The organism is uncultured Psychrobacter sp. (assembly GCF_947495825.1).
In the GTDB taxonomy this organism is placed as follows: domain Bacteria; phylum Pseudomonadota; class Gammaproteobacteria; order Pseudomonadales; family Moraxellaceae; genus Psychrobacter.
In genome coordinates this window covers 203,163-222,906 of record NZ_CANMAH010000005.1, presented here as the reverse complement: position 1 = coordinate 222,906, position 19,744 = coordinate 203,163, and the positions used below count along the sequence as shown (strand labels likewise).

Below are 19,744 nucleotides of genomic sequence, written 5' to 3'. Positions count from 1 at the left end.
ATCATCATGTCAGGTTTGGCGACGCGCTGATAATTAAGCAGTAACCTATCAGTATAATTACTACAACCCTTAGGAGTCTCTTGTGGCAAGTTTTTCTACCAATGAATTTAAAGCCGGTTTAAAAGTCATGCTTGATGGCAACCCTTGTGCCATTCTTGAAAACGAGTTTGTCAAACCCGGTAAAGGTCAAGCCTTCAACCGCGTTAAACTACGCAACCTTCGTAGTGGTAAAGTACTCGAGCAAACGTTTAAATCAGGTGACAGCTTAGAAGCGGCTGACGTATTGGATACTGAAATGAACTATCTATACAACGATGGTGAGTTTTGGCATTTTATGCATCCAGAGAGCTTTGAGCAGCTACAAGCGGATAAAGCGGCCGTTGGCGATGCGCCAAAGTGGCTTAAAGACAACAGTAACGAGCTTTGCGTGATTACTTTGTTTAATGGGGTGCCTTTATCAGTCACGCCGCCAAACTTCGTTGAATTGCAAATTACTGAAACCGATCCTGGCGTACGCGGTGACACCTCAGGTGGTGGCGGCAAACCTGCCACGCTAGAGACGGGAGCAGTCGTACGTGTACCATTATTCGTCCAACAAGGTGAAATCGTCCGTGTCGATACGCGCACAGGTGACTATCAGACCCGAGTGAGCTAATGTCGTTAGACTCATAAAAAAAGCTCAACCATTGTAACGATGGTTGAGCTTTTTTAATTATTGCGACTAGTTATTTACTAACTATTAGATCATCCTTATGAGTAACTAACTGTCAGGATAACTCTTTTAGGCTTCTGTTATCGGCCTTTTTCTTTGTTGCTTGTTGATGCATGAGCCAGTACTGTACCAGCGCATTGAGTTGTTCTTTTTTGAAAGGTTTGGTGCAGTAGTCTTGCATGCCAACTTTCAGATATTTTTCGCGCTCGCCATCCATAGCATTTGCAGTTAGCGCAATGATTGGTGGTAGTGATGCGGGGTCATAAATCTCGTGTAGCTTAATCGTTGCTTGCATTCCATCCATAATCGGCATGTGATGGTCCATAAGTATCACATCAAAGCGCTGCGGGTGTGCTGAGAACTGCTCTATGGCTTTTTGTCCATCTGTGACGTGGGTGACCTTGTGGCCGTTGTTACATAATGCTTTTTTGGCAATCATGGCGTTAACATTATCATCTTCGACCAGTAGTATATGACCCGAATACTGAGAATTGGGCTTAACTTCCATAGTGTTTGAGCGTTGCCAGTCATCATACTTTGCTTGACTAATAGCTCTTAGAGACAACAATACCTTAAACGTAGTCCCCTCACCCACCACACTGTTTGCCCAAATATGACCACCCATCAAATTGACCAAAGACTTACAAACAGACAGACCCAGCCCTGTACCGCCGTATAAGCGGTGGGTAGACTTGTCTGCTTGATTATAAGCATCAAAGATAGCATCTAGTGACTCAGGTTTAATGCCAACGCCTGTATCCTTGATATCAATACAAACAGTCATATCATGACAGACTATCTCATCAGTTTTTATGCCCAAACTTTTGCACTCATTCTCCTTACAATGCGGCGCATGAGCGACATCAATACTGACATGCCCACCTTCACGAGTGAACTTAATCGCATTATTGACTAGGTTTGCTAAAATCTGTTTTAGGCGTACTGGATCTCCTTGCATATAAGGCGATAGTTTTTCACTATAATTGTAATCTAGTGTAAGACCACGCTGACGAGCTTTGACTGCAAATAAACTGACGACTTCATCACACAATAGAGATAAGTCCATAGGTATGGCATCAACAGTCATCTTGCCTGACTCAACTTTAGATAAGTCTAGGATGCCATTGATAATTGCAAGCAGGTGCTCTGTCGATATTTTTATGTTGTCTACATAAACTCTTTGCTCGACATTCAAATCAGTATCGTCGAGCATCTCAACCATACCAATGATACCATTCATGGGAGTGCGTATCTCATGGCTCATATTTGCCAAAAATTCGGATTTCATTTTATTGGCATGTTTGGCCCGGCGTTGATTCTTTTGTAACTGCAACGCGTCTGCCGCCATCTCAGCGAACTGTATAAGCAGTCTAGCCTTATCATCATCAAAGGTATGGTTAGGCTTGGTATCGAACAAACAAAGTGACCCTAAATGATAAATCTTGTTATCTTCTTTTAGGGTAATCGGTGCCCCTGCATAAAAGCGTAGATGAGGATCCTCTGTTACTAATGGGTTATCAACAAAACGCTCATCAAGAGATAGATCTGGTACAGTAAAAACACTATTAGACAGTACCGTGTAATTACAAATCGCTATGCCACGCTTAGTGGTACACAGATCACCAAATCCATGCGGGGATTTTAAATACTGGACATGTTCATCCATAAACGTAATAGCTACCATAGGCACATCAAAGAACAATTTTACAAGCTCAGTCAGACGCGAAAATGCAGGCTCATTACAAGTATTAAGCACGTCGTATTCATGTAGCTTAGCGATACGTAAATGCTCATCTAGCGCTAGCGGATAAGTATGAATCGACAAAACTGTCTCCAAATTAATAGGAAGTAATGGGTCAGACGCCAGCTTGCTTACTCAGCATTTGTAACGCCTCGCTGACCATAATCATTGCCACTACAGAGGTTACCGCAACTGCAGAGCCATAACCCCCGCATTGTAACCCGCCTGCCTGACAGCTTTTGTCTATACGTGGCGGCTCAGTTGAATACACACATCTGATACCGAATTTATCTTTTAGGGCACTATTGATGCCTTTTTCGTGGCGCAGCTTATTACGTAGACGCGCTAGTAACGGATCTTGATAACTGTCCTTCAAATCGCTGACGGTAATCTGAGAAGGGTCTATCTTCCCTCCTGCTCCACCAGCACAAACAAGCTTTAGCTTGTTAAAACGGCAATGTAGTGCAATAGCAAGCTTGGCACTCATATCATCCACACAGTCTAAAATAACAATCGGCTTTCGCTCAGCTGCGGCAGCTTTTGCCTCACTACGACTCGGTAGTAACGTAGCGACATTCTCAGCAGTCAAAAAATCATCTACCAAGTGCAAAGTAAGTTTTGGGTTAATCTCTTGCAAACGCGCGCCTAGCGCTGCTATCTTGCTCTGTCCAAACGTACTATCAAGCGCAGGTAGCTGCCGATTGACATTGGAGGCTACCAATACATCTAAGTCGATTAGCGTAATATTGCCTACTGCGGTACGTGCCAGTGCCTCAGCAGCCCAAGAACCTACGCCGCCTACCCCAATAACGTAAACATGCGCTGCAGCAAAAACATCAAATGCTGCCATACCGTATAATGTCTGCGTTCCTTGAAAGCGCCGCTCGTATTGTGAATCCGCATCGGCGGTATCGCTTACTGTATGAGTTGTTGCATTTAATGTGCCATGTTCTAAAGTCGACTCAATAATAGCCGATTGATGCTTAGTTTTTGTGGATTGCGATTGTTGATTCATAATGACTAAGAAGCTCTTATATTTGATAACACTAGGGTTAATACTCTTTTAAAAATGCTGATATTTTGTAATTACTAATGCCTTATGTAGGGTAAGGCCAAGAAGTTTGCAAGGCTTCGCAACTATTCTGCCACAGTTGAGGTGCGAGCACTTCTGGCTCTACATCGAGCAACTCACTAAGTCCTTTTAACACCCAAGGTAGATTGGCGGGTACATTACGATTGTGCCCATCTGTACCTTGCCATTCGTTATCTGGACTTTGTCCCGCTGCTGATTGACTATTTGATTGGCCGGTTGATATATTGTCAGCTTCTTGACACATAATAGGTGTCATATCAGGACAATCAGTCTCTAAGACCAAACATTCGATGCCATAGTTATCAACGGCAGCTTTAATAGCACGGCGTAACTTTTTGGCGTTATGATTGGTGATTTGTCCGGTGACACCAAGCTTAAAGCCTAGTTTGACAAAAGCTTTGGCTTCTTGCTCGCCGCCACTAAAGCTATGGGCAATACCACCAAGTTTATGCGCATCATAGCTATGTGCCTTTAATAACGCCAAGGCCTCTGCATGAGCCTTACGAATGTGCAGCATGACAGGAAGCTTATGCCGCACAGCGATGTCTAGTTGCGCTTTAAAAAAACGCTCTTGTTTAGCAAAAACCTCAGGTTGTTTCATAGCATCAGTATAAGTATCCAACCCTATCTCACCAATTGCCAATGGGCGCTGCTCTTGTACCATTTGCGCCATGCTAGACAGATGCGCGTCGGTATGCTGTTCGATATAAAAAGGATGTAAGCCAAGTGCAATGTGAGCTACAGGATATACATCTCTACGATCAGTTTTATCCTTATCCTCAGATAGATGCATCTGCTCGATTGCTTGCTGCGTCTCATAGAGTCTAGAAAAATATCGCTGTAAATAACCAATCAATACCAAATGCCGAACACCCTGCTCATAAGCCTGCTGCGTCTGTGGTTGTCTATCGTTATCAAAGACTGACGCATCAAAATGGGTATGAGTATCGATCAGGGGATAAATGGCAGGTAGTGGGGTATGGTTTAGCGCTGAATGGGAATCTGTATGAATCATAATCCGCCTTTATCGTTGATTTTAATAGTCGGTTAACAAGTGCTAAATAAGCAGTTAGATGATTATGAGGATAGAGTATTTTAATTTTTACATGTTTAGCAACTCTGTATCTATGTGTTGATACAGAGTTATTAAGTAGCTAATTTTTTTGTATTGATTTTACTGTATGCAGTTTAGTTCGCCAGTATAAAAGCTGTTTCTTAACCGTTTATTTATTCTTGTCACAGTTTTGATGTTGCGGGTCTGTCTGCTGAGGGCTGGTAGTTTTCGAGTTGTCTTTTTTTGAAGTGGCTTTTTCTAAAGCATTGTTTTTTAAAGCGTCATTCTTTAAATCTCTTTTTTCTGATAAGTTTTTAGCATGAGGAGTCTGTTGCCAGCTGCTACGTCTTGGTAGCAGCAGTAAGGCCGTGCCAGCAATACCTAATTTCAGCCATTTTTGTTTACTCATCGCCTTTCTCCCGTCCCTGTTATGGTCCTTTATCATAGTCTAAAAAAGCCAAACAATGAGCTTAGACGGCTATATTCTAACGCTTTAACGGATATGTCGTAATGCCTGTACTTGGGTCATCTACCTTAGTAAACCCTTGCGCTGGCGGTTTTGACTTTTGATCGCGCTTAGGTACGAGCGGGTTTAGTGGCATCAACTCATAATCAGCATCAACCTTGCCATCCCAGCCTTCAGTACCGCTAAGAGGTAGCTGTTTGATCGTTCCATTCTTATCGATGACCAACTGTAGTACGCGCATCTGATTGTATTTGCGCTCAGTGACGCTCGCGACCGCACCGCCATCACGCAAAATAGTTGGTTGTAAAAATATAATTAAGTTACTCTTTTGAGTGCTATCACTATCAGAGCGAAATAGCCGCCCGATAATAGGCACGTTACCCAAACCTGGGACTTTTTGTTGATTTCTGGTCGTGTTGTCACGCATCAAACCACCAAGCGCGATGGTCTGTTGATCATCCGCTAGAATAGTAGTGTTGATTAAGCTTTTATTAGTAATCAATCCACTAGCGTTACCAACACTACTAGGTACGACCGAGGAGACTTCTTGCGAGACCTCCAAACGTACCGTGCCGTTGTCACCAATATGTGGAATGACATTAAGATTGATACCGATGTCTTGACGATCAATAGTTTGGAATGGATTTTCAGATGAGTTACCGCTAGTGGTATAAGAGCCCGTTACAAATGGTACGTTTTGACCAACCAAAATGCTGGCCTTCTCATTGTCCAAAGTCAAAATAGAGGGCATAGATAACAAGTTCGCGCTAGTAGATGAGTCTAACGCTTGCAAGATAGCGCCATAAAACTGCGTATTGCCATTACTGTCTGTACTACTATCCCCAATACCAAGTAACGCGCCGGCAATAGAGCCTGCCGCAGAGCTAATACCTGATGTACCACCAGACAATACTGCGCCTGCTAGCGATGCAGCGCTGGCGCCAACGTTATTGAAATTCACTACTCCATAGCCGCTGTTTGCATTGCCAAGTGCCCACTGTACACCAAGCTGGGCGGCATCGTCGCCTGAAACCTCAACGATAGCAGCTTGAATAAGCACTTGCGCACGGCGATTATCCAACTGATTAACAGCCGCTTCAATCTCAAACATCAGCTCAGGATCTGCATTGACGATCACCGAGTTTTGCGTTTCATCAGCGATAATGCTAAATGGCCGACCACCATTGCTCGTGCCTGCCCCGCCTGAGCTGCTCGTAGAAGATGAGGTCAAATTATTACTGCCAGTTGAGCCATTATTATTTAGTGTATCGTTGGTATTACTTCCCAATGCACCACCTGTACTGCTGGCACTATTTAGTGAAGCTGACTCTAAAGTCGATGTCGCTCCCGTGCTATTAATAGACTGGTTGGCAAGTAAGCCGCGTAACATCTCGGCGATATGACCAGCGCTGGCATATTTTAAGCGAAAGACACGCAAGCCACTTAAGCGACGCGAAGGCGTGGTATCAAGCTGATTGACCATTTCTTGTACTTTAGCAATCATCTCAGGACTGCCTTTAACCAGCAGTCTATCACTAGAAGTATCAGCGATCACTTTGAGCTGATTGCCGCCTCCTTGTGCCTGACCTCCTGTATTTAAAACTAAAGCACTGATAAGATCCATCATACGCTCAGCGTCTACATGGCGCAGTGGTATGACTTGCAAGCTATCATTAACATTGTTGTCCAAATCGCGAATTAGGGTGGTTAATTGGTTCAAGCTGTCAGCGCGATCAGACAATACCAGCGCATTGACGCCAGGTACAGCAGCAGCGTGGGCAGATTGCGGCATCAGTGGCCGAATAACGCCCAGTACTTCTGCTGCTTGGGTATTGGTCAAATAAATGACGCGAGTTGCCAAAGCCTCACCCACACTATCCCCTCGCAGATCGACTTCGACACCAGACTGCTTTGCGACGTTATCAGGAACGAGCTTAATTGTCGTTCCTGAGTCGATCGCTGCAATGCCATTGACCTGCATGACACTCAAAAACAGCTGATAAATCTCATCACGAGACAAGGCTTTATTAGATATCACGGTGACATTGCCATTGATGCGCGGATCAAGGACAAAGTTTTGATTGGTAATCGTTGCCACTTCGTTAATAAAGGCTTTAATGTCTGCATCTTGCAGGTTTACCTTCCAACTTTCTGCACTGGCAAACCCAAACGTTGCAGCCCATAACGGCAATGCTAAACACAATGGCCGACATATATACAGCAGACGCTGCAATGAATGGCGTAGAGGCGTTACTGAAAATTTATAAAAACTTATCATGGTTATAATTACCCATTGTGATATCACTCAGTGTAAACTGAAACGTTGCTAAGATAGCGCTAACAATATTGTTATATGGTCAAGATAATAGTGGTTTGATCAAACAGCGTTATTTAAACACTATCAGATCTTTTAAAACTGCTGACGAATCGTAATCACTTGCTCTCCACGTTTTACTTCAATCTGAGCCTCACCTGATTGCTGTACTTGCTTCAACAAACCAGCATCTTGCATAGGATCGCTACCGATGTTTTGGCCATTTACCGTAAGTACTCGATCGCCCGGCTCTAGCCCCAATCGATTGCGTATTCCGGCCGGCATTGCAGCGGTGACTTGATAGCCTTCACCAGCAGCCATAACCCCCATACGACTCAAATAACTGGCTGGACTGTCTTGTAATGCAGTGACAGCTTCATCAATGGCAGAGCTTGCGTTGCCCGTTCCATTGTTATTATTCGTAGAGTCACTTTCTGTAGAGTCGATGTCAGAGCCATCATTGGAGCTAGTAGCCGCATTGACAACATTGTCATTGGACATGGCATTAGGTAATGGCATTGGTTGCAAATCATCAACTGGTTCATTACTTGGTAAGCGCTGATTGCTCACATTCCCTGCTGCCATATCGCTTTGATCAAGTGGCATAGAGTCCGCCATACTAATGACTGTCTCCCTACCACTAGCATCAGCGATAACGACAGCATTCCAATCGACAGCAACCAGCACATAGCCGCTATCTTGTAAGCTCTCATTGATACGGTAGTTTTTGACTTCACCCTCTACATCTAACAACGCTGATGACAAACTCTCTGGTATCGCCAATAGCACCCCTTTTAAATTTACATTAGGTGGCGGCTTTGGAGCAGCAGTTACCGGTTCGGGATCGGCGAATATCGCAAACAAACTGCTGGTGTCCGCATTAGATGCTGGATTATTCTGTAATGGCTGCATTTGCAGTGCAGGTGCTGTCGGCGGCGCTAGTATAAGCCACAATAGACGCGCGATTGTCCAAGCCAACCAGCCAGTCGCTAATAATAACAACCATACTGAGAACCTATTTAGGTTGTCTATCACTGGCTTTAGGCGTGCTGGAATACTCGTCATTTAACGCGCCCCTAAGCCTGTCAGTAGTGGTTGGCGAACACTTACTACTGGTGTGTCTTTTGGTGCTTGACCTTGATATTCGGGCATATTTTCTAACAATCGCTGCGTTAAGCTGACATCTAGCATGTTATCACCATCAAGATATAAATCGCCCAGACGCTTATCTTGATTGTCTAATAGATTGATATGCAGCAAGTTTTTATCGTTTTTTTGTTCTGTATTTAGCTCGGCACGTGTCGCTGGCATTGTGATATAAAACACTTTGCCCCCACTTGGATAACCAACTTCGCCGCCCACCCATGTGAGCTGACCATCTGCTGTCGTAAAGCCAGTCACTTCTGCGCCTGATTGGCGCTGCAATGAGACCGCATTTACTTGAATAGGTGTATTTGGCAGCTGCCAATCAACCACACTAGATAGCGTGTCAGAAGCGATCTTACCGCTCATATCATCAACTTGCCAAGAATTTCTTCCTATATTGACGTGCCCATCAAGACGGGTTTGTCCGGTAGTAATATTGACATCAGCGCCTATCTTACCCAAGAACAGTTGCCATGGCTGCCAAGACCATTCGGCCGATCCCGTCAATGGAACAGTCGCTACTGGTAGCTGCCAAATTGCTGAACCTTGCCACAGATTGCCTGAGACATGTTGTATATAAGTCGAATCAGGTGCGTACTTCTCAACGACCCAAGATGCTGGCATTTGCATTAACGCAAACAGAGCAAACAAAACAAATCCAACCAGCCACCACAGCTTACGAGGACGCTTATAAGACGAAGCAGATGCTTTGGACACAGTTAGATTACTCTTCTTGGAGGTAAAAATGATATTATGATAACAAACTATTACCTATAGATGACAGCAAAAAAACCAGTATCTTCAAACAAAGATACTGGTTTTTAGAATCTAATCAGATGGGCGTATTAAAGCTTTATTATATAACACGTTTATAAATAGCTCGTACAATTAATGCAATATAATAAGTGCATCTACTATAAATACGTCGTCATATTAGAGCAATTTTTATACAGCAAAATCTTCCAAATCACGACCTGCTGCTAGTGCATCCACCAACCATGTGGGCTTACGACCACGGCCAGTCCAAGTTTCTTGATGGTTATCAGTATTGCGATATTTAATACTGCGTTTTTTTTCTAGCTTTTCACCAGCTTTCAAAATCTCTTCAATCGTACTATTACTGTCTTCTGCAATTTTTTCGAACTGCATATACGCATCATATAAACGCTGATGCTGTTTTTTGGCGATAAGTTGTTGCGCGTTCTCTGTAATAGCACGTAACTCATCTACATTTAGATTATCTAAATCAATTGGATTATTCTTATTCATAACAACCTCAGTCTTAAAAATAGAGATAAGCTCAATATGGTTTTGCAACTTATTAAGCAAAGGATAGGTAACTAGCAGTACTGCTTTATAACTATTAATATCTTTTGAAATTAATAATCAAATCAGACTTAATACAAATCGATTTGATTTATTATATGATTTTCAATGTCTAATTAGCTAGTTCTAATTAGCTAGCTATAGTAACTGTGCGAGATTAACATAGTTTTATTATTTAATGAATAACTAAATATCAATAATAATGTTCAAATTTTTTAATAGTAGAGTGTGACATTGACATTAAAATGTTACCTTTTATCAAAAGCAGCTAAATGACATATAAGGAAGTAATTTTATAGACATAAGTTTATTATAAAAAGTTCGTTAATTTGATAACTATCCTTTAGTGACACTATGTTCTTTTAAAATTGGATCATCTACATAAAAAAGAGCCCATAAATATGGGCTCTTTTGGTTTTGAAATTATATACTTTTTAATACGCTTTACAGATATATCTTAGGTATATCCTAGAAAGGAATATCATCATCGACAGGGCCATCTGGCATCGCTGTAGGCTTTTGGGTTGGCGTTTGATTAGGCTGATTAAACGGGTTTTGCTGAGGGGCACTTTGGTTGTTATAAGTGTTTTGATTGTTATAATCACCTTGGTTGCCGCCCTGCGCCATACCTTGGGCTGCTACACCGCCAGCTTGGTTGTACCCACCTTGCTGACCGAAGCTGTTTTGACCGCCTTGATTGCCATAGCCTCCGCCTTGGCTTTGACCACCACCCGCACTATCTAGCATCTGCATTTGCTCAGCACGAATCTCAGTAATATAACGATCTTGGCCATTTTGATCTTGATATTTACGCGTACGCAAACTGCCTTCAATATATACTTTGCTGCCTTTACGAAGGTACTGCGCGGCAATCTCGCCTAGACGATTAAACAATGCAATACGGTGCCATTCTGTCGCTTCTCTTTTTTCACCGCTTTGTTTGTCTGTCCATTGCTCTGACGTTGCGACCGAAATATTGGTCACACTACCGCCGTTATTAAATTGACGTGCCTCAGGGTCTGCTCCAAGGTTACCGATAATGATAACTTTATTAACTCCGCGCATGATACCGTCCTTTTACTTATGAATAATTTAATAGATCGTGTGAACTGTCATTTATTGAAACCAATTCATACTATCAGTAATTTAATTTTACTTTAACCAATTTTTGTTTAAATATCTAGGGGGCTTTGTGCCAAATGCGACAACGCTTGTCGTGAAGAATCTGTCAGTTGGGTTTTGTCAAGTTTAAGATACGCTACTTGCTCCTTTGCCATGACCACCAGCTCATCGACGCCATCTACCGCCAACATCTGCCGTGACCAATCTTGTATATCGATATTTTTGGGAATAGTGACGGTAGTACTCGACAAATAAGGCGGCTGCGCAATCGGAATAATGATAAGTAGCGCTACGCCCATAATCAGTGCCAGTATGCCCCACGCTAGCAAATTTGGCTGCGTCAACAGTAAGCCACCCATCGCCCCGCCAACAAATGCCCCAAAAAACTGACTGGACGAATTAAGCCCCATGGCCGTCGCTTTATTTGCCACTGGCGCGCGTTTGGATATCCAAGAAGGAATTGTCGCTTCGAGTAAGTTAAAACCCATAAAGTATAAGAGCAACCCCAAGATAATTCCGACACCCACTTGACTACCCAGCGCCAGTAACGCAAGGGCAGCGGTCATCAGACCAATTGCACCCAAAAACACCTGACGCATTTTGCGTTTCTTCTCAGCGATGATAATAAAAGGTATCGCCACCGCAAAGCCGATAAATAATAGCGGCAAATACATCAAGCCCTGCTGACGAACCGACAAACCCAGCACCTCAGAAAGCTGGTGCGGTAAAATCACAAATATCGCCGTCATGGTCAGGTGTAGCGCAAAAATACTGATATGCAAACGGTTTAAATCGCCAATTTTTAGCACGCTTGCCAACTGCTGACCAATCGATTTATTGTCTAAATTGTGCTTGAGCACACGTAGCGGCGTGGGTACGACAAAAAGTAGCAGCATTGCCAAAACAGCAAATCCTGATGTCAGCCAAAACAGATCTGAAATACCAAGCGAACCCACCAGTAGTGGGCCAAAAGCTAAAGCGAGCATAATGGAGGTGGCAATAGTCAGCCCCATCGTTGCCATTGCTTTGGTGCGCATCTCTTCTCGTGTCACATCAGCTAACAATGCCATCAGCACCGCCGAGACCGCACCGCTCCCTGCCAGCGCCCGGCCGATAATAACCTCATAAATATCTGTCGCGTTAGCCGCGATGATACCGCCCAAAGCAAATAATATCAGACCCAAAAAGATAATCGGTTTACGCGGAAATTTATCGGCAGCAAGGCTCATCGGTATCTGAAAAATCGCTTGCCCAAGCCCATAAATACCAACGGCCAAACCAATCAAAAACGGCGTGGCATACGCATAGTTGTCACCATATACAGAGAAAACAGGCACAATCATAAACAAGCCAATCATCCGCAAGGCAAATATACCACCGACCCCGAGAATTGCCCGTTTTTCTACGCTATTCATACTTGCCTCACTGATATTATCATCGCTGATCTGACCTTTTTATCTGACTGTCGATTATGTAGCGCCATCGATACAGGCTCATGCGATCAGCCTAACTTGTCAATCAAGCCCCACAGTATAAAACATTCGCTCCTTGGTTGCCGAAACTTTTACCTGCTCACCAAGGCAGCCTATAGTCGCCTCTCTCTAAAAGTAGACTGACCATAGACTATCTATTCGCAACCCATTTATCTTACTAGACAGTTTTGTTACTAAGTGCATCTAATACAGAATCATACCTTGAATAATGGCACTTGCATGACAATAAAGTAAAACGTTATACAAAATATGATAAAAAAACATCCGAACAGAATAATTTTACGAATGCGAACAATGTTATCGTAATCTGTGTTGTATAACATTTAAAAATATAGAATTGGCTTACTAATATCTTTTTAATATGAGTCTATCTTGTTGTAATACTAGAGTATTAACTGATTACTTTATATAAACTTAAAAATTGATGTAGTGATTAAAAAAACATCAAAAACTTAGTGACCGAACAATAATCTTATTAATCATACTTTAATTTGAACTTTTGTTAATTTTAGCCACTAGTGCTTTGATAAATAGAATGGCTTAACATTTGGATAAGTAGTACTTGATAAATAGTTGATGCAGCTATTTTCATAAGTAGCCGCCATAAAACTTTATAACTTACAATTAAACGCATCATATTTAAATGAAGTAGCATCCTTATGTTATTTAATTTGATTCATATTTTATGACCATACACACATAGTTGTTTTAATAACGTTTTTAGCAAATAGGAAACCTGTAACCGATGGCAAATGACCACATTGCAATACGCGGCGCCCGCACTCATAACCTAAAAAACATCGATCTGGACATTCCACGTGATAAGTTCGTGGTAATTACAGGCTTATCTGGCTCTGGTAAGTCGTCTTTGGCATTTGACACCCTATATGCTGAAGGACAACGCCGTTATGTCGAAAGTCTGTCCGCCTATGCGCGTCAGTTTTTATCACAAATGGAGAAGCCCGAAGTCGATAGCATCGAAGGACTCTCCCCTGCTATTGCCATTGAGCAAAAATCAACCAACCATAATCCGCGCTCGACGGTTGGTACCATTACCGAGATTTATGATTATTTGCGCCTGCTTTATGCCCGTATCGGCACGCCTTATTGCCCTGAGCATGGCGAACCCATGGTTGCCCAGTCAGTGACTGAAATGGTCGATCAAGTCATGGCATTGCCTACTGATACCAAGCTTATGATACTGGCTCCTGTGATTCGTGAGCGCAAAGGCGAGCATACAGTCTTGCTTGAGCAATTGATTGGGCAAGGCTTTGTGCGCGTGCGTGTCGATGGCGATGTCTATGATACTGATGAGCTACCCACGCTCGATAAAAAGAAAAAACACACCATCGAAGTCGTCGTCGATCGTTTTAAAGTCCGTGACGACTTGGGTAACCGTGTCGCTGAAAGTTTGGAGACTGCCCTGCGCTTGGGTCAAGGTCTTGTCACGCTACACTTTATGGATGGCAATCCTTCCGAGGGCGGGGACGCCAATCAAGTCATGTCGTCGAAGCACTCGTGCCCTGTCTGTGACCGAGCAGTGCCTGAGCTTGAGCCGCGGATGTTTAGTTTTAACAACCCATACGGCGCTTGTCCAAGCTGTGACGGTTTAGGTAAACGTCAGTATTTCGCTGCTGAGAAGCTGATTACCCATCATGAAAAATCCCTCAACCAAGGCGCGATTAATGGTTGGGACAAGCGTCATGCTTATTATTTTGGTCTGCTCTCTACCGTCTGCAAGCACTTTGATATCGATATGGATACGCCGTGGCAAGCGCTATCATCAAAGCAGCAAGACCTTATCATGCACGGCTCTGGTAAAGAAAAACTGAGCTTTAACTTCACCGATGAGCGCGGCCGTAAGACCAATAAGACGGTACCATTTGAAGGCGTATTGCCCTATCTTGAGCGTCGTTATGCCAAAACGCAAAGTAACCTTGTGCGTGATGAGCTGGCAAAGTATCTGGCCGACACCACCTGTAATGTCTGTGATGGCGCGCGTCTCAATGAAATCTCGCGCAACGTGCGCGTCGATGAGCAAACCATCGCCGATATCGTCAAGCTCTCTATCGGTGATGCCGCGGACTATTATAAAACCCTCAAAATCAGCGGTCACAAAGGTGAAGTGGCAGAAAAAATATTTAAAGAAATCAATGAGCGCCTAAACTTCCTTGTTAGCGTCGGACTCGACTATCTGACCCTTGCCCGCTCTGCTGAGACGCTATCGGGCGGTGAAGCACAGCGTATCCGTCTTGCTAGCCAAATCGGTGCTGGTCTCATGGGCGTTATGTATGTGCTCGATGAGCCGTCAATCGGTCTGCATCAGCGTGACAATGATCGCTTGCTAAAGACTCTAACGCGGCTGCGTGACTTGGGTAATACGGTACTGGTCGTTGAGCATGATGAAGATGCGATTCGTCAAGCGGATCATGTCATCGATATCGGTGTCGGCGCAGGCGTGCATGGCGGTCACATCATCGCGCAAGGTACGATCGATGAGATTATGGCGACCCCAGACTCGCTGACCGGACAATATATGTCTGGTGAGAAAAAAATCGAAATCCCAAAAGTACGTCACAAAGCCAAAACCATCGAAGTGGAAGCCAAAGGTAAAGCTAAGCCTAAAAAATTACCGATGAGTATTGAGCTAAAAGGCGCGACGGGTAATAACTTAAAAGACGTCGATTTGAGCTTGCCAGTCGGTGTGATGACCTGTGTCACTGGCGTATCAGGCTCGGGTAAATCAACCTTGATTAACCGCACCTTAATGCCTATCGCTGCAACTCAGTTAAATAACGCTTCTACCCTTATTGCGGACAAGCATGACAGTATCAGCGGCCTTGAGCATTTGGACAAAATGGTCGATATCGATCAAAGCCCAATCGGCCGTACACCGCGCTCAAACCCAGCCACTTATACTGGCGTCTTCACTCCAGTGCGTGAGATGTTTGCCCAGACACCAGAAGCGCGCGCTCGTGGCTATAAGGCAGGCCGCTTTAGCTTCAATGTCAAAGGCGGACGCTGTGAAGTATGCCAAGGCGATGGTCTTATCAAAGTTGAGATGCACTTCTTGCCTGATATGTATGTGCCGTGCGATAGCTGCCACGGCAAACGCTATAACCGTGAGACGCTAGAGATTTACTATAAAGGCAAAACCATCGCCGATGTGCTAGAGATGACGGTGGAGGATGCGACTGAGTTTTTCTCAGCCATTCCTGCGATTTATCGTCGTCTGCAAGCATTGATGGATGTGGGGCTTAGCTACATTCGTCTTGGTCAATCCGCGCCTACCCTATCGGGCGGTGAAGCGCAGCGAGTCAAACTGGCGCGTGAGCTGGCCAAGCGTGACACGGGACAAACGCTATATATCTTGGATGAGCCGACCACTGGCCTGCATTTCCATGATATCGATAAGTTGCTTAATATCTTGCATGCGCTGCGTGATAAAGGCAATACCATCGTGGTCATCGAGCACAACCTCGATGTCATAAAAACCGCCGATTGGGTGATTGATCTGGGCCCTGAAGGCGGTAAAGGCGGCGGCATGATCATCGCTGAAGGTACGCCTGAGGAAGTGGCAGAAGTCAAAGGCTCGTATACTGGTGAGTTCTTGAAGCCGATGCTTAAACAGGCGATGAAAGAAGTGAGTTAATAGGTTATTTGTTTGGTTTTAATTTAAAGGCTGCTCTTTAGGGGGTGGTCTTTTTTGTTGGGTAAGCCTCAGGTTCGGTGTTAATATAATTATTATTTTAAAAACATCTGTAAGGTAATGAGTAATGGCAAATGTAGAAAATCTTGAGAAGAGGCTTTTAGAGCTAGTCAATACTGACGATTCTTTTGCTATTGCACTGACTGGAGAATGGGGGGTTGGAAAAACATATTTTTGGAAGAGTTTCTGTAAAAAATATCGGGAGAATTTCCGAGTTAAGAAAATTGCTTATGTATCCTTATTCGGCATTGATTCATTGGATGCCTTGAAATTTGAAATAGCTATCAAATCTTACTCTACATCACAGAGCAGTGATAACTTATCTGGAATAAAGAAGGTTTTTCAAAACACAATTGATGCAGTTGATCTACCTAAGATTGAAGGCAGTGGTGTTGCTCTATCTCTTAGCAAAAGTATGATTACTAGTACTATATCTAATATGGTTAATGAGACCTTAATATGTATAGATGATATTGAGCGAATATCAGACAAATTAGATATTAAAGACGTGATGGGGCTGGTTAATCATTTAAATTTAGAAAAGAAATGCAAAGTTATTGTTTTACTACACGAGAAGGAAGCTGATAAAAAATTTCAGGATTACAAAGAAAAAGTATTTGATGAAGTCTTAACTCTAAGCGAATCAATAACCATTATTAAGAATAATATAGTTAATGATAATGACCTGCTTTCTATATACGAGCGTTTCTATCAAACATTAAATATCAAGAACTTAAGATTTTATCAACGTGTACAGAACACTTTCAAGATTATAATAGATAGCTCAGGTAGTGAACTGTCTTTCGCCAGTAAGAAACAAATATTAGAGTTTCTTTTAGTAATTATGTTTGCGCATGATATGCCTAAATCACTAGGTTTAGAGATAAATTTTGACTCATTTATAACGATTTTTGATGAAAATAATCCAGTTTTTTCAGATCTGCTCATCGACTTAAAATCATCTTCCAGTGAAATATCATCTAAGGCAGACTTACACACTCTCAAACAGTTTGAAAAACTTAACGAAATTCGAGATATTATCGACCCATTCATTTCAAATTTCATTATTTCAGGTTGGGGTCACTTCGTTGTTTCATTGGTTAGAGATTTAGACCTAAAAAGTAATATGGCGAAACTTCTAAATGAGAAAGATATTCTTAATGAAAAAAACTTAGAAGATAGCAGGTTGAAGACCCAAGTATTACAAGAGTTTCATAACTTGGATATAAAACCAAGATTTCCTGAAAGATTATACTATGTAGCTTGTAGCAGTCTATCTTCAGATCAATTAAGTAACTTAAGCTTTTATTGTGATATTCTTGAAACTAGCAATAGGTCAGACTTGGCTACTCAACTTGAAAGCCATATTAAAAGATATATTGAACAATCAGTTAGGTCATCTAAAGGTCATATATCTGTAGATGACTTCTATTCGTTTGGCAGAAAGTCTAAAGATAGATTCTATAGTTTTACTATTGATACAATAGAGAGTTTTAAGGCTAATAGCTTTAACTCTCATACTATTCTCTCAATTTTTTTAAAGTTTCATAAACAGAGTCGTAGAGTACATTACCCCGATGATAAAGAAACTCTTCAGTTAATTGATAAAGATATTTTGAGAAAGGTGATTTGGGCAGATATTGAAAATGACCAAAGATATCGTAAATTATTTATCCATTCAATTTTGTTACATCCATGTCTAGGAGAGATTAACGGTAAACGTGAAGAAATTAGACTATGGATACTGGAACTACTGCAAGAGAACATTGTTGATAATCCGAACAACGAACCTTCTATAAAAATGTGGTTAGATAATACTAATAATTTAACAGAAAACCTAACTTAGCTCGTAGGCTAGTGAAAGCTAATAACCTAAACAAACTCCCTCTCAACATTCATCATTCTTGCATCCACCGTCCGCTCTATCTTCTCCTCAATTTGACTACATTGCGACTCAACTTCACGTTTGGATAATCCAACGATAACAAATGTCCATTCGCTGGCGTCATGCCGATCGCGCTCGCCGCTCTCACAGACGGCGACGCTTGGCGTATTGCCAAAGCGCGCGTGCAAGCCGCCCATTCGTTGGCGCTTTTCTTTAAGTGAGCTACATCCGGGTAGCGCAAAAGTCAGGGTTAAGATAGCAATGTGCATTTTGTTCTCCTTGCGGCAATGGTTTACGCTTTATAATAGTAGCAAATAAGCAGGGCAAGTTATGCTATCTTTACCTCTGTCCATATCAATATCTCAGCCAATATGCATACTCCTCCAATGACCTCTACCAGCTACATACAGCAGCAGCGTATTACTCGATTATGCGTGCGCTGCGGCCTACTTCTTATGCAATATGGCGCGGAGTCTGCCGTGGTGGTGGATTTATCCAAACGCTTGGGGCTGGCTTTGGGAATGAGTAGCGTCGAGTGCTCGCTGAACTTTAATGCCATTACCTTGACCACCATCTGCGATGAGCGCTGTATCACCACTACCAGAGACACCATTAACCAAAGTATCAATGTCAATTTACTGGTACAGATTCAGCAAATCGTTAATAAAACCGAAGCTGCAAGGCGTAATGACAAGCTAAAGTCTGAGCTGACGGACCGCACCATTCATGCGTTTGATAAATTAGATAAGGCAGTGTACCCAACATGGCTGGTGGGCATATTCGTTGGGGCGTCTTGTGCCGCGTTTGCTTATCTAAATGGTGGCAGTTGGTCGATTACTGGGGTAACATTCGTCGCGGGCATGGTAGCGATGTTTACGCGCATTTATTTAGCCAAGCATCATTTTAATCCTTTTATTACCGTCATTGTGACAGCTTTTATCGCCTCTTTAATTGGCGCGACAACCTATTATTTTGATATTGGTAATAATGCCGATATTGCGGTTGCCTCTAGCGTGCTGTTATTGGTGCCAAGCTTTCCTTTGATTAATTCTTTCTCAGACATTCTAAAAGGCTATGTCAATATTGGCGTTGGGCGGGCGGTCTTTACCTATATGCTGACCTTATCCGCGTGCGTAGGCATCGTTATGGCGCTGATATTACTACAAATACAGCATTGGGGGTTTTAAGATGTGGTTCATTGAAACTATCGTGCTGTCATGTATCATAACCCTTGGTTGGACGCTGATGTTTAGCGTGCCCAAACGCTATATTTTGCCGTGTTTGCTGATGACGGCGTTTGGTTTTGGGCTAAAGACAGCACTCGTCTATCAGCACGTCCATCTGGTGGTGGCCAGCTTTTTTGGGGCGATGCTTGCCAGCTTTTTGGGTGTGTACTTTTCTAAAAAATACACCCTGCCGCCCAAAGCGCTAATCTCTCCTAGTGTCATCTGTATGATGCCCGGTATCGCTGCTTATAAGGCAATGGTCAGTATGGTACAGATAGGCTATTTTGGTTTCTCAGATGAGTTATTTGGGCAAATGATGGTGTATTTATTCGAAGCCTTGTTTGTTACCTCAGGGTTGGTGCTGGGTCTGTCCATTCCGGGGCTGTTATTTTATAGACGTCGCGCCATAGTCTAGGCAGGTTTAGATAGGTTTAAATGAGATTATTATGTGTTAGGC

General features: G+C 42.9%; 16 protein-coding genes. 5 read left to right on the top strand and 11 right to left on the bottom strand.

Annotation, left to right across the window (positions count from 1 at the left end; all coding sequences use genetic code 11):
* Nucleotides 1-82: 82 nt before the first annotated feature.
* The gene (gene efp, locus Q0895_RS07715; protein WP_299187311.1) at nucleotides 83-655 is read left to right on the top strand and encodes an elongation factor P; all 573 of its coding nucleotides are present in this window, start codon (nucleotides 83-85) and stop codon (nucleotides 653-655) included.
* 112 nt (nucleotides 656-767) lie between these two features.
* Here efp and Q0895_RS07710 read toward each other — a convergent pair whose 3' ends face one another.
* The 10 genes from Q0895_RS07710 to Q0895_RS07665 all read right to left on the bottom strand — a co-directional run bounded on the left by Q0895_RS07710 (nucleotide 768) and on the right by Q0895_RS07665 (nucleotide 12,389).
* Nucleotides 768-2,537, bottom strand: coding sequence for a GAF domain-containing hybrid sensor histidine kinase/response regulator (locus tag Q0895_RS07710; RefSeq protein WP_299187308.1), 1,770 nt, complete (start codon nucleotides 2,535-2,537; stop codon nucleotides 768-770).
* A gap of 31 nt (nucleotides 2,538-2,568) precedes the next feature.
* Entirely contained in the window at nucleotides 2,569-3,303 is a 735-nt protein-coding gene (locus Q0895_RS07705) for a tRNA threonylcarbamoyladenosine dehydratase (RefSeq protein WP_299187372.1), read from the bottom strand.
* Nucleotides 3,304-3,550: 247 nt separating this feature from the next.
* Nucleotides 3,551-4,561: a TatD family hydrolase gene (locus Q0895_RS07700; protein WP_299187305.1), complete on the bottom strand. Its 1,011-nt coding sequence runs from the start codon at nucleotides 4,559-4,561 to the stop codon at nucleotides 3,551-3,553.
* A 208-nt stretch (nucleotides 4,562-4,769) separates the two neighbouring features.
* On the bottom strand, nucleotides 4,770-5,009 hold the full coding sequence (locus tag Q0895_RS07695; RefSeq protein WP_299187302.1) for a hypothetical protein: 240 nt from the start codon (nucleotides 5,007-5,009) through the stop codon (nucleotides 4,770-4,772).
* Between the two features lie 76 nt (nucleotides 5,010-5,085).
* Nucleotides 5,086-7,344 (bottom strand): type II secretion system secretin GspD, encoded by a 2,259-nt coding sequence (gspD, locus tag Q0895_RS07690; RefSeq protein WP_299187299.1) that lies wholly within the window; start codon nucleotides 7,342-7,344, stop codon nucleotides 5,086-5,088.
* 132 nt (nucleotides 7,345-7,476) lie between these two features.
* Nucleotides 7,477-8,445 carry a type II secretion system protein N gene (locus tag Q0895_RS07685; protein WP_299187297.1) on the bottom strand — a complete coding sequence of 323 codons (969 nt, stop codon included), beginning with the start codon at nucleotides 8,443-8,445 and terminating at the stop codon, nucleotides 7,477-7,479.
* A complete protein-coding gene (gene gspN, locus Q0895_RS07680) occupies nucleotides 8,446-9,243 on the bottom strand; it encodes a type II secretion system protein N (protein WP_299187296.1) in 798 nt (265 codons plus the stop codon).
* Between the two features lie 228 nt (nucleotides 9,244-9,471).
* Nucleotides 9,472-9,795 carry an H-NS histone family protein gene (locus Q0895_RS07675; RefSeq protein ID WP_075102750.1) on the bottom strand — a complete coding sequence of 108 codons (324 nt, stop codon included), beginning with the start codon at nucleotides 9,793-9,795 and terminating at the stop codon, nucleotides 9,472-9,474.
* Between the two features lie 525 nt (nucleotides 9,796-10,320).
* A complete protein-coding gene (gene ssb, locus Q0895_RS07670; protein ID WP_299187284.1) occupies nucleotides 10,321-10,917 on the bottom strand; it encodes a single-stranded DNA-binding protein in 597 nt (198 codons plus the stop codon).
* 107 nt (nucleotides 10,918-11,024) lie between these two features.
* Nucleotides 11,025-12,389, bottom strand: a complete 1,365-nt coding sequence (locus tag Q0895_RS07665) for an MFS transporter (RefSeq protein ID WP_299187281.1) — start codon at nucleotides 12,387-12,389, stop codon at nucleotides 11,025-11,027.
* A gap of 823 nt (nucleotides 12,390-13,212) precedes the next feature.
* Here Q0895_RS07665 and uvrA point away from each other — a divergent pair.
* A complete protein-coding gene (gene uvrA, locus Q0895_RS07660; RefSeq protein ID WP_299187278.1) occupies nucleotides 13,213-16,119 on the top strand; it encodes an excinuclease ABC subunit UvrA in 2,907 nt (968 codons plus the stop codon).
* Between the two features lie 124 nt (nucleotides 16,120-16,243).
* A complete protein-coding gene (locus Q0895_RS07655; protein WP_299187275.1) occupies nucleotides 16,244-18,022 on the top strand; it encodes a P-loop NTPase fold protein in 1,779 nt (592 codons plus the stop codon).
* Nucleotides 18,023-18,048: 26 nt separating this feature from the next.
* On the opposite strand, the gene Q0895_RS07650 is transcribed toward Q0895_RS07655, so the two are convergent.
* A complete protein-coding gene (locus Q0895_RS07650; RefSeq protein ID WP_100749948.1) occupies nucleotides 18,049-18,330 on the bottom strand; it encodes a DUF503 domain-containing protein in 282 nt (93 codons plus the stop codon).
* Between the two features lie 117 nt (nucleotides 18,331-18,447).
* Here Q0895_RS07650 and Q0895_RS07645 point away from each other — a divergent pair, with 117 nt between their 5' ends.
* Together Q0895_RS07645 and Q0895_RS07640 are read left to right on the top strand one after the other, a co-directional pair.
* The gene (locus Q0895_RS07645; protein ID WP_299187369.1) at nucleotides 18,448-19,248 is read left to right on the top strand and encodes a threonine/serine exporter family protein; all 801 of its coding nucleotides are present in this window, start codon (nucleotides 18,448-18,450) and stop codon (nucleotides 19,246-19,248) included.
* Nucleotide 19,249: 1 nt separating this feature from the next.
* Nucleotides 19,250-19,702 carry a threonine/serine exporter family protein gene (locus Q0895_RS07640; protein WP_299187261.1) on the top strand — a complete coding sequence of 151 codons (453 nt, stop codon included), beginning with the start codon at nucleotides 19,250-19,252 and terminating at the stop codon, nucleotides 19,700-19,702.
* Nucleotides 19,703-19,744 lie beyond the last annotated feature (42 nt).

Excerpts from the sequence above, each read along its gene's own strand:
- Q0895_RS07705 (WP_299187372.1), bottom strand. The coding sequence starts at position 3,303 with ATGGCAGCATTTGATGTTTTTGCTGCAGCGCATGTTTACGTTATTGGG.
- Q0895_RS07700 (WP_299187305.1), bottom strand. The coding sequence starts at position 4,561 with ATGATTCATACAGATTCCCATTCAGCGCTAAACCATACCCCACTACCT.
- Q0895_RS07695 (WP_299187302.1), bottom strand. The coding sequence starts at position 5,009 with ATGAGTAAACAAAAATGGCTGAAATTAGGTATTGCTGGCACGGCCTTA.
- gspD (WP_299187299.1), bottom strand. The coding sequence starts at position 7,344 with ATGATAAGTTTTTATAAATTTTCAGTAACGCCTCTACGCCATTCATTG.
- Q0895_RS07685 (WP_299187297.1), bottom strand. The coding sequence starts at position 8,445 with ATGACGAGTATTCCAGCACGCCTAAAGCCAGTGATAGACAACCTAAAT.
- Q0895_RS07675 (WP_075102750.1), bottom strand. The coding sequence starts at position 9,795 with ATGAATAAGAATAATCCAATTGATTTAGATAATCTAAATGTAGATGAG.
- ssb (WP_299187284.1), bottom strand. The coding sequence starts at position 10,917 with ATGCGCGGAGTTAATAAAGTTATCATTATCGGTAACCTTGGAGCAGAC.
- Q0895_RS07665 (WP_299187281.1), bottom strand. The coding sequence starts at position 12,389 with ATGAATAGCGTAGAAAAACGGGCAATTCTCGGGGTCGGTGGTATATTT.
- uvrA (WP_299187278.1), top strand. The coding sequence starts at position 13,213 with ATGGCAAATGACCACATTGCAATACGCGGCGCCCGCACTCATAACCTA.
- Q0895_RS07655 (WP_299187275.1), top strand. The coding sequence starts at position 16,244 with ATGGCAAATGTAGAAAATCTTGAGAAGAGGCTTTTAGAGCTAGTCAAT.
- Q0895_RS07650 (WP_100749948.1), bottom strand. The coding sequence starts at position 18,330 with ATGCACATTGCTATCTTAACCCTGACTTTTGCGCTACCCGGATGTAGC.
- Q0895_RS07645 (WP_299187369.1), top strand. The coding sequence starts at position 18,448 with ATGACCTCTACCAGCTACATACAGCAGCAGCGTATTACTCGATTATGC.
- Q0895_RS07640 (WP_299187261.1), top strand. The coding sequence starts at position 19,250 with ATGTGGTTCATTGAAACTATCGTGCTGTCATGTATCATAACCCTTGGT.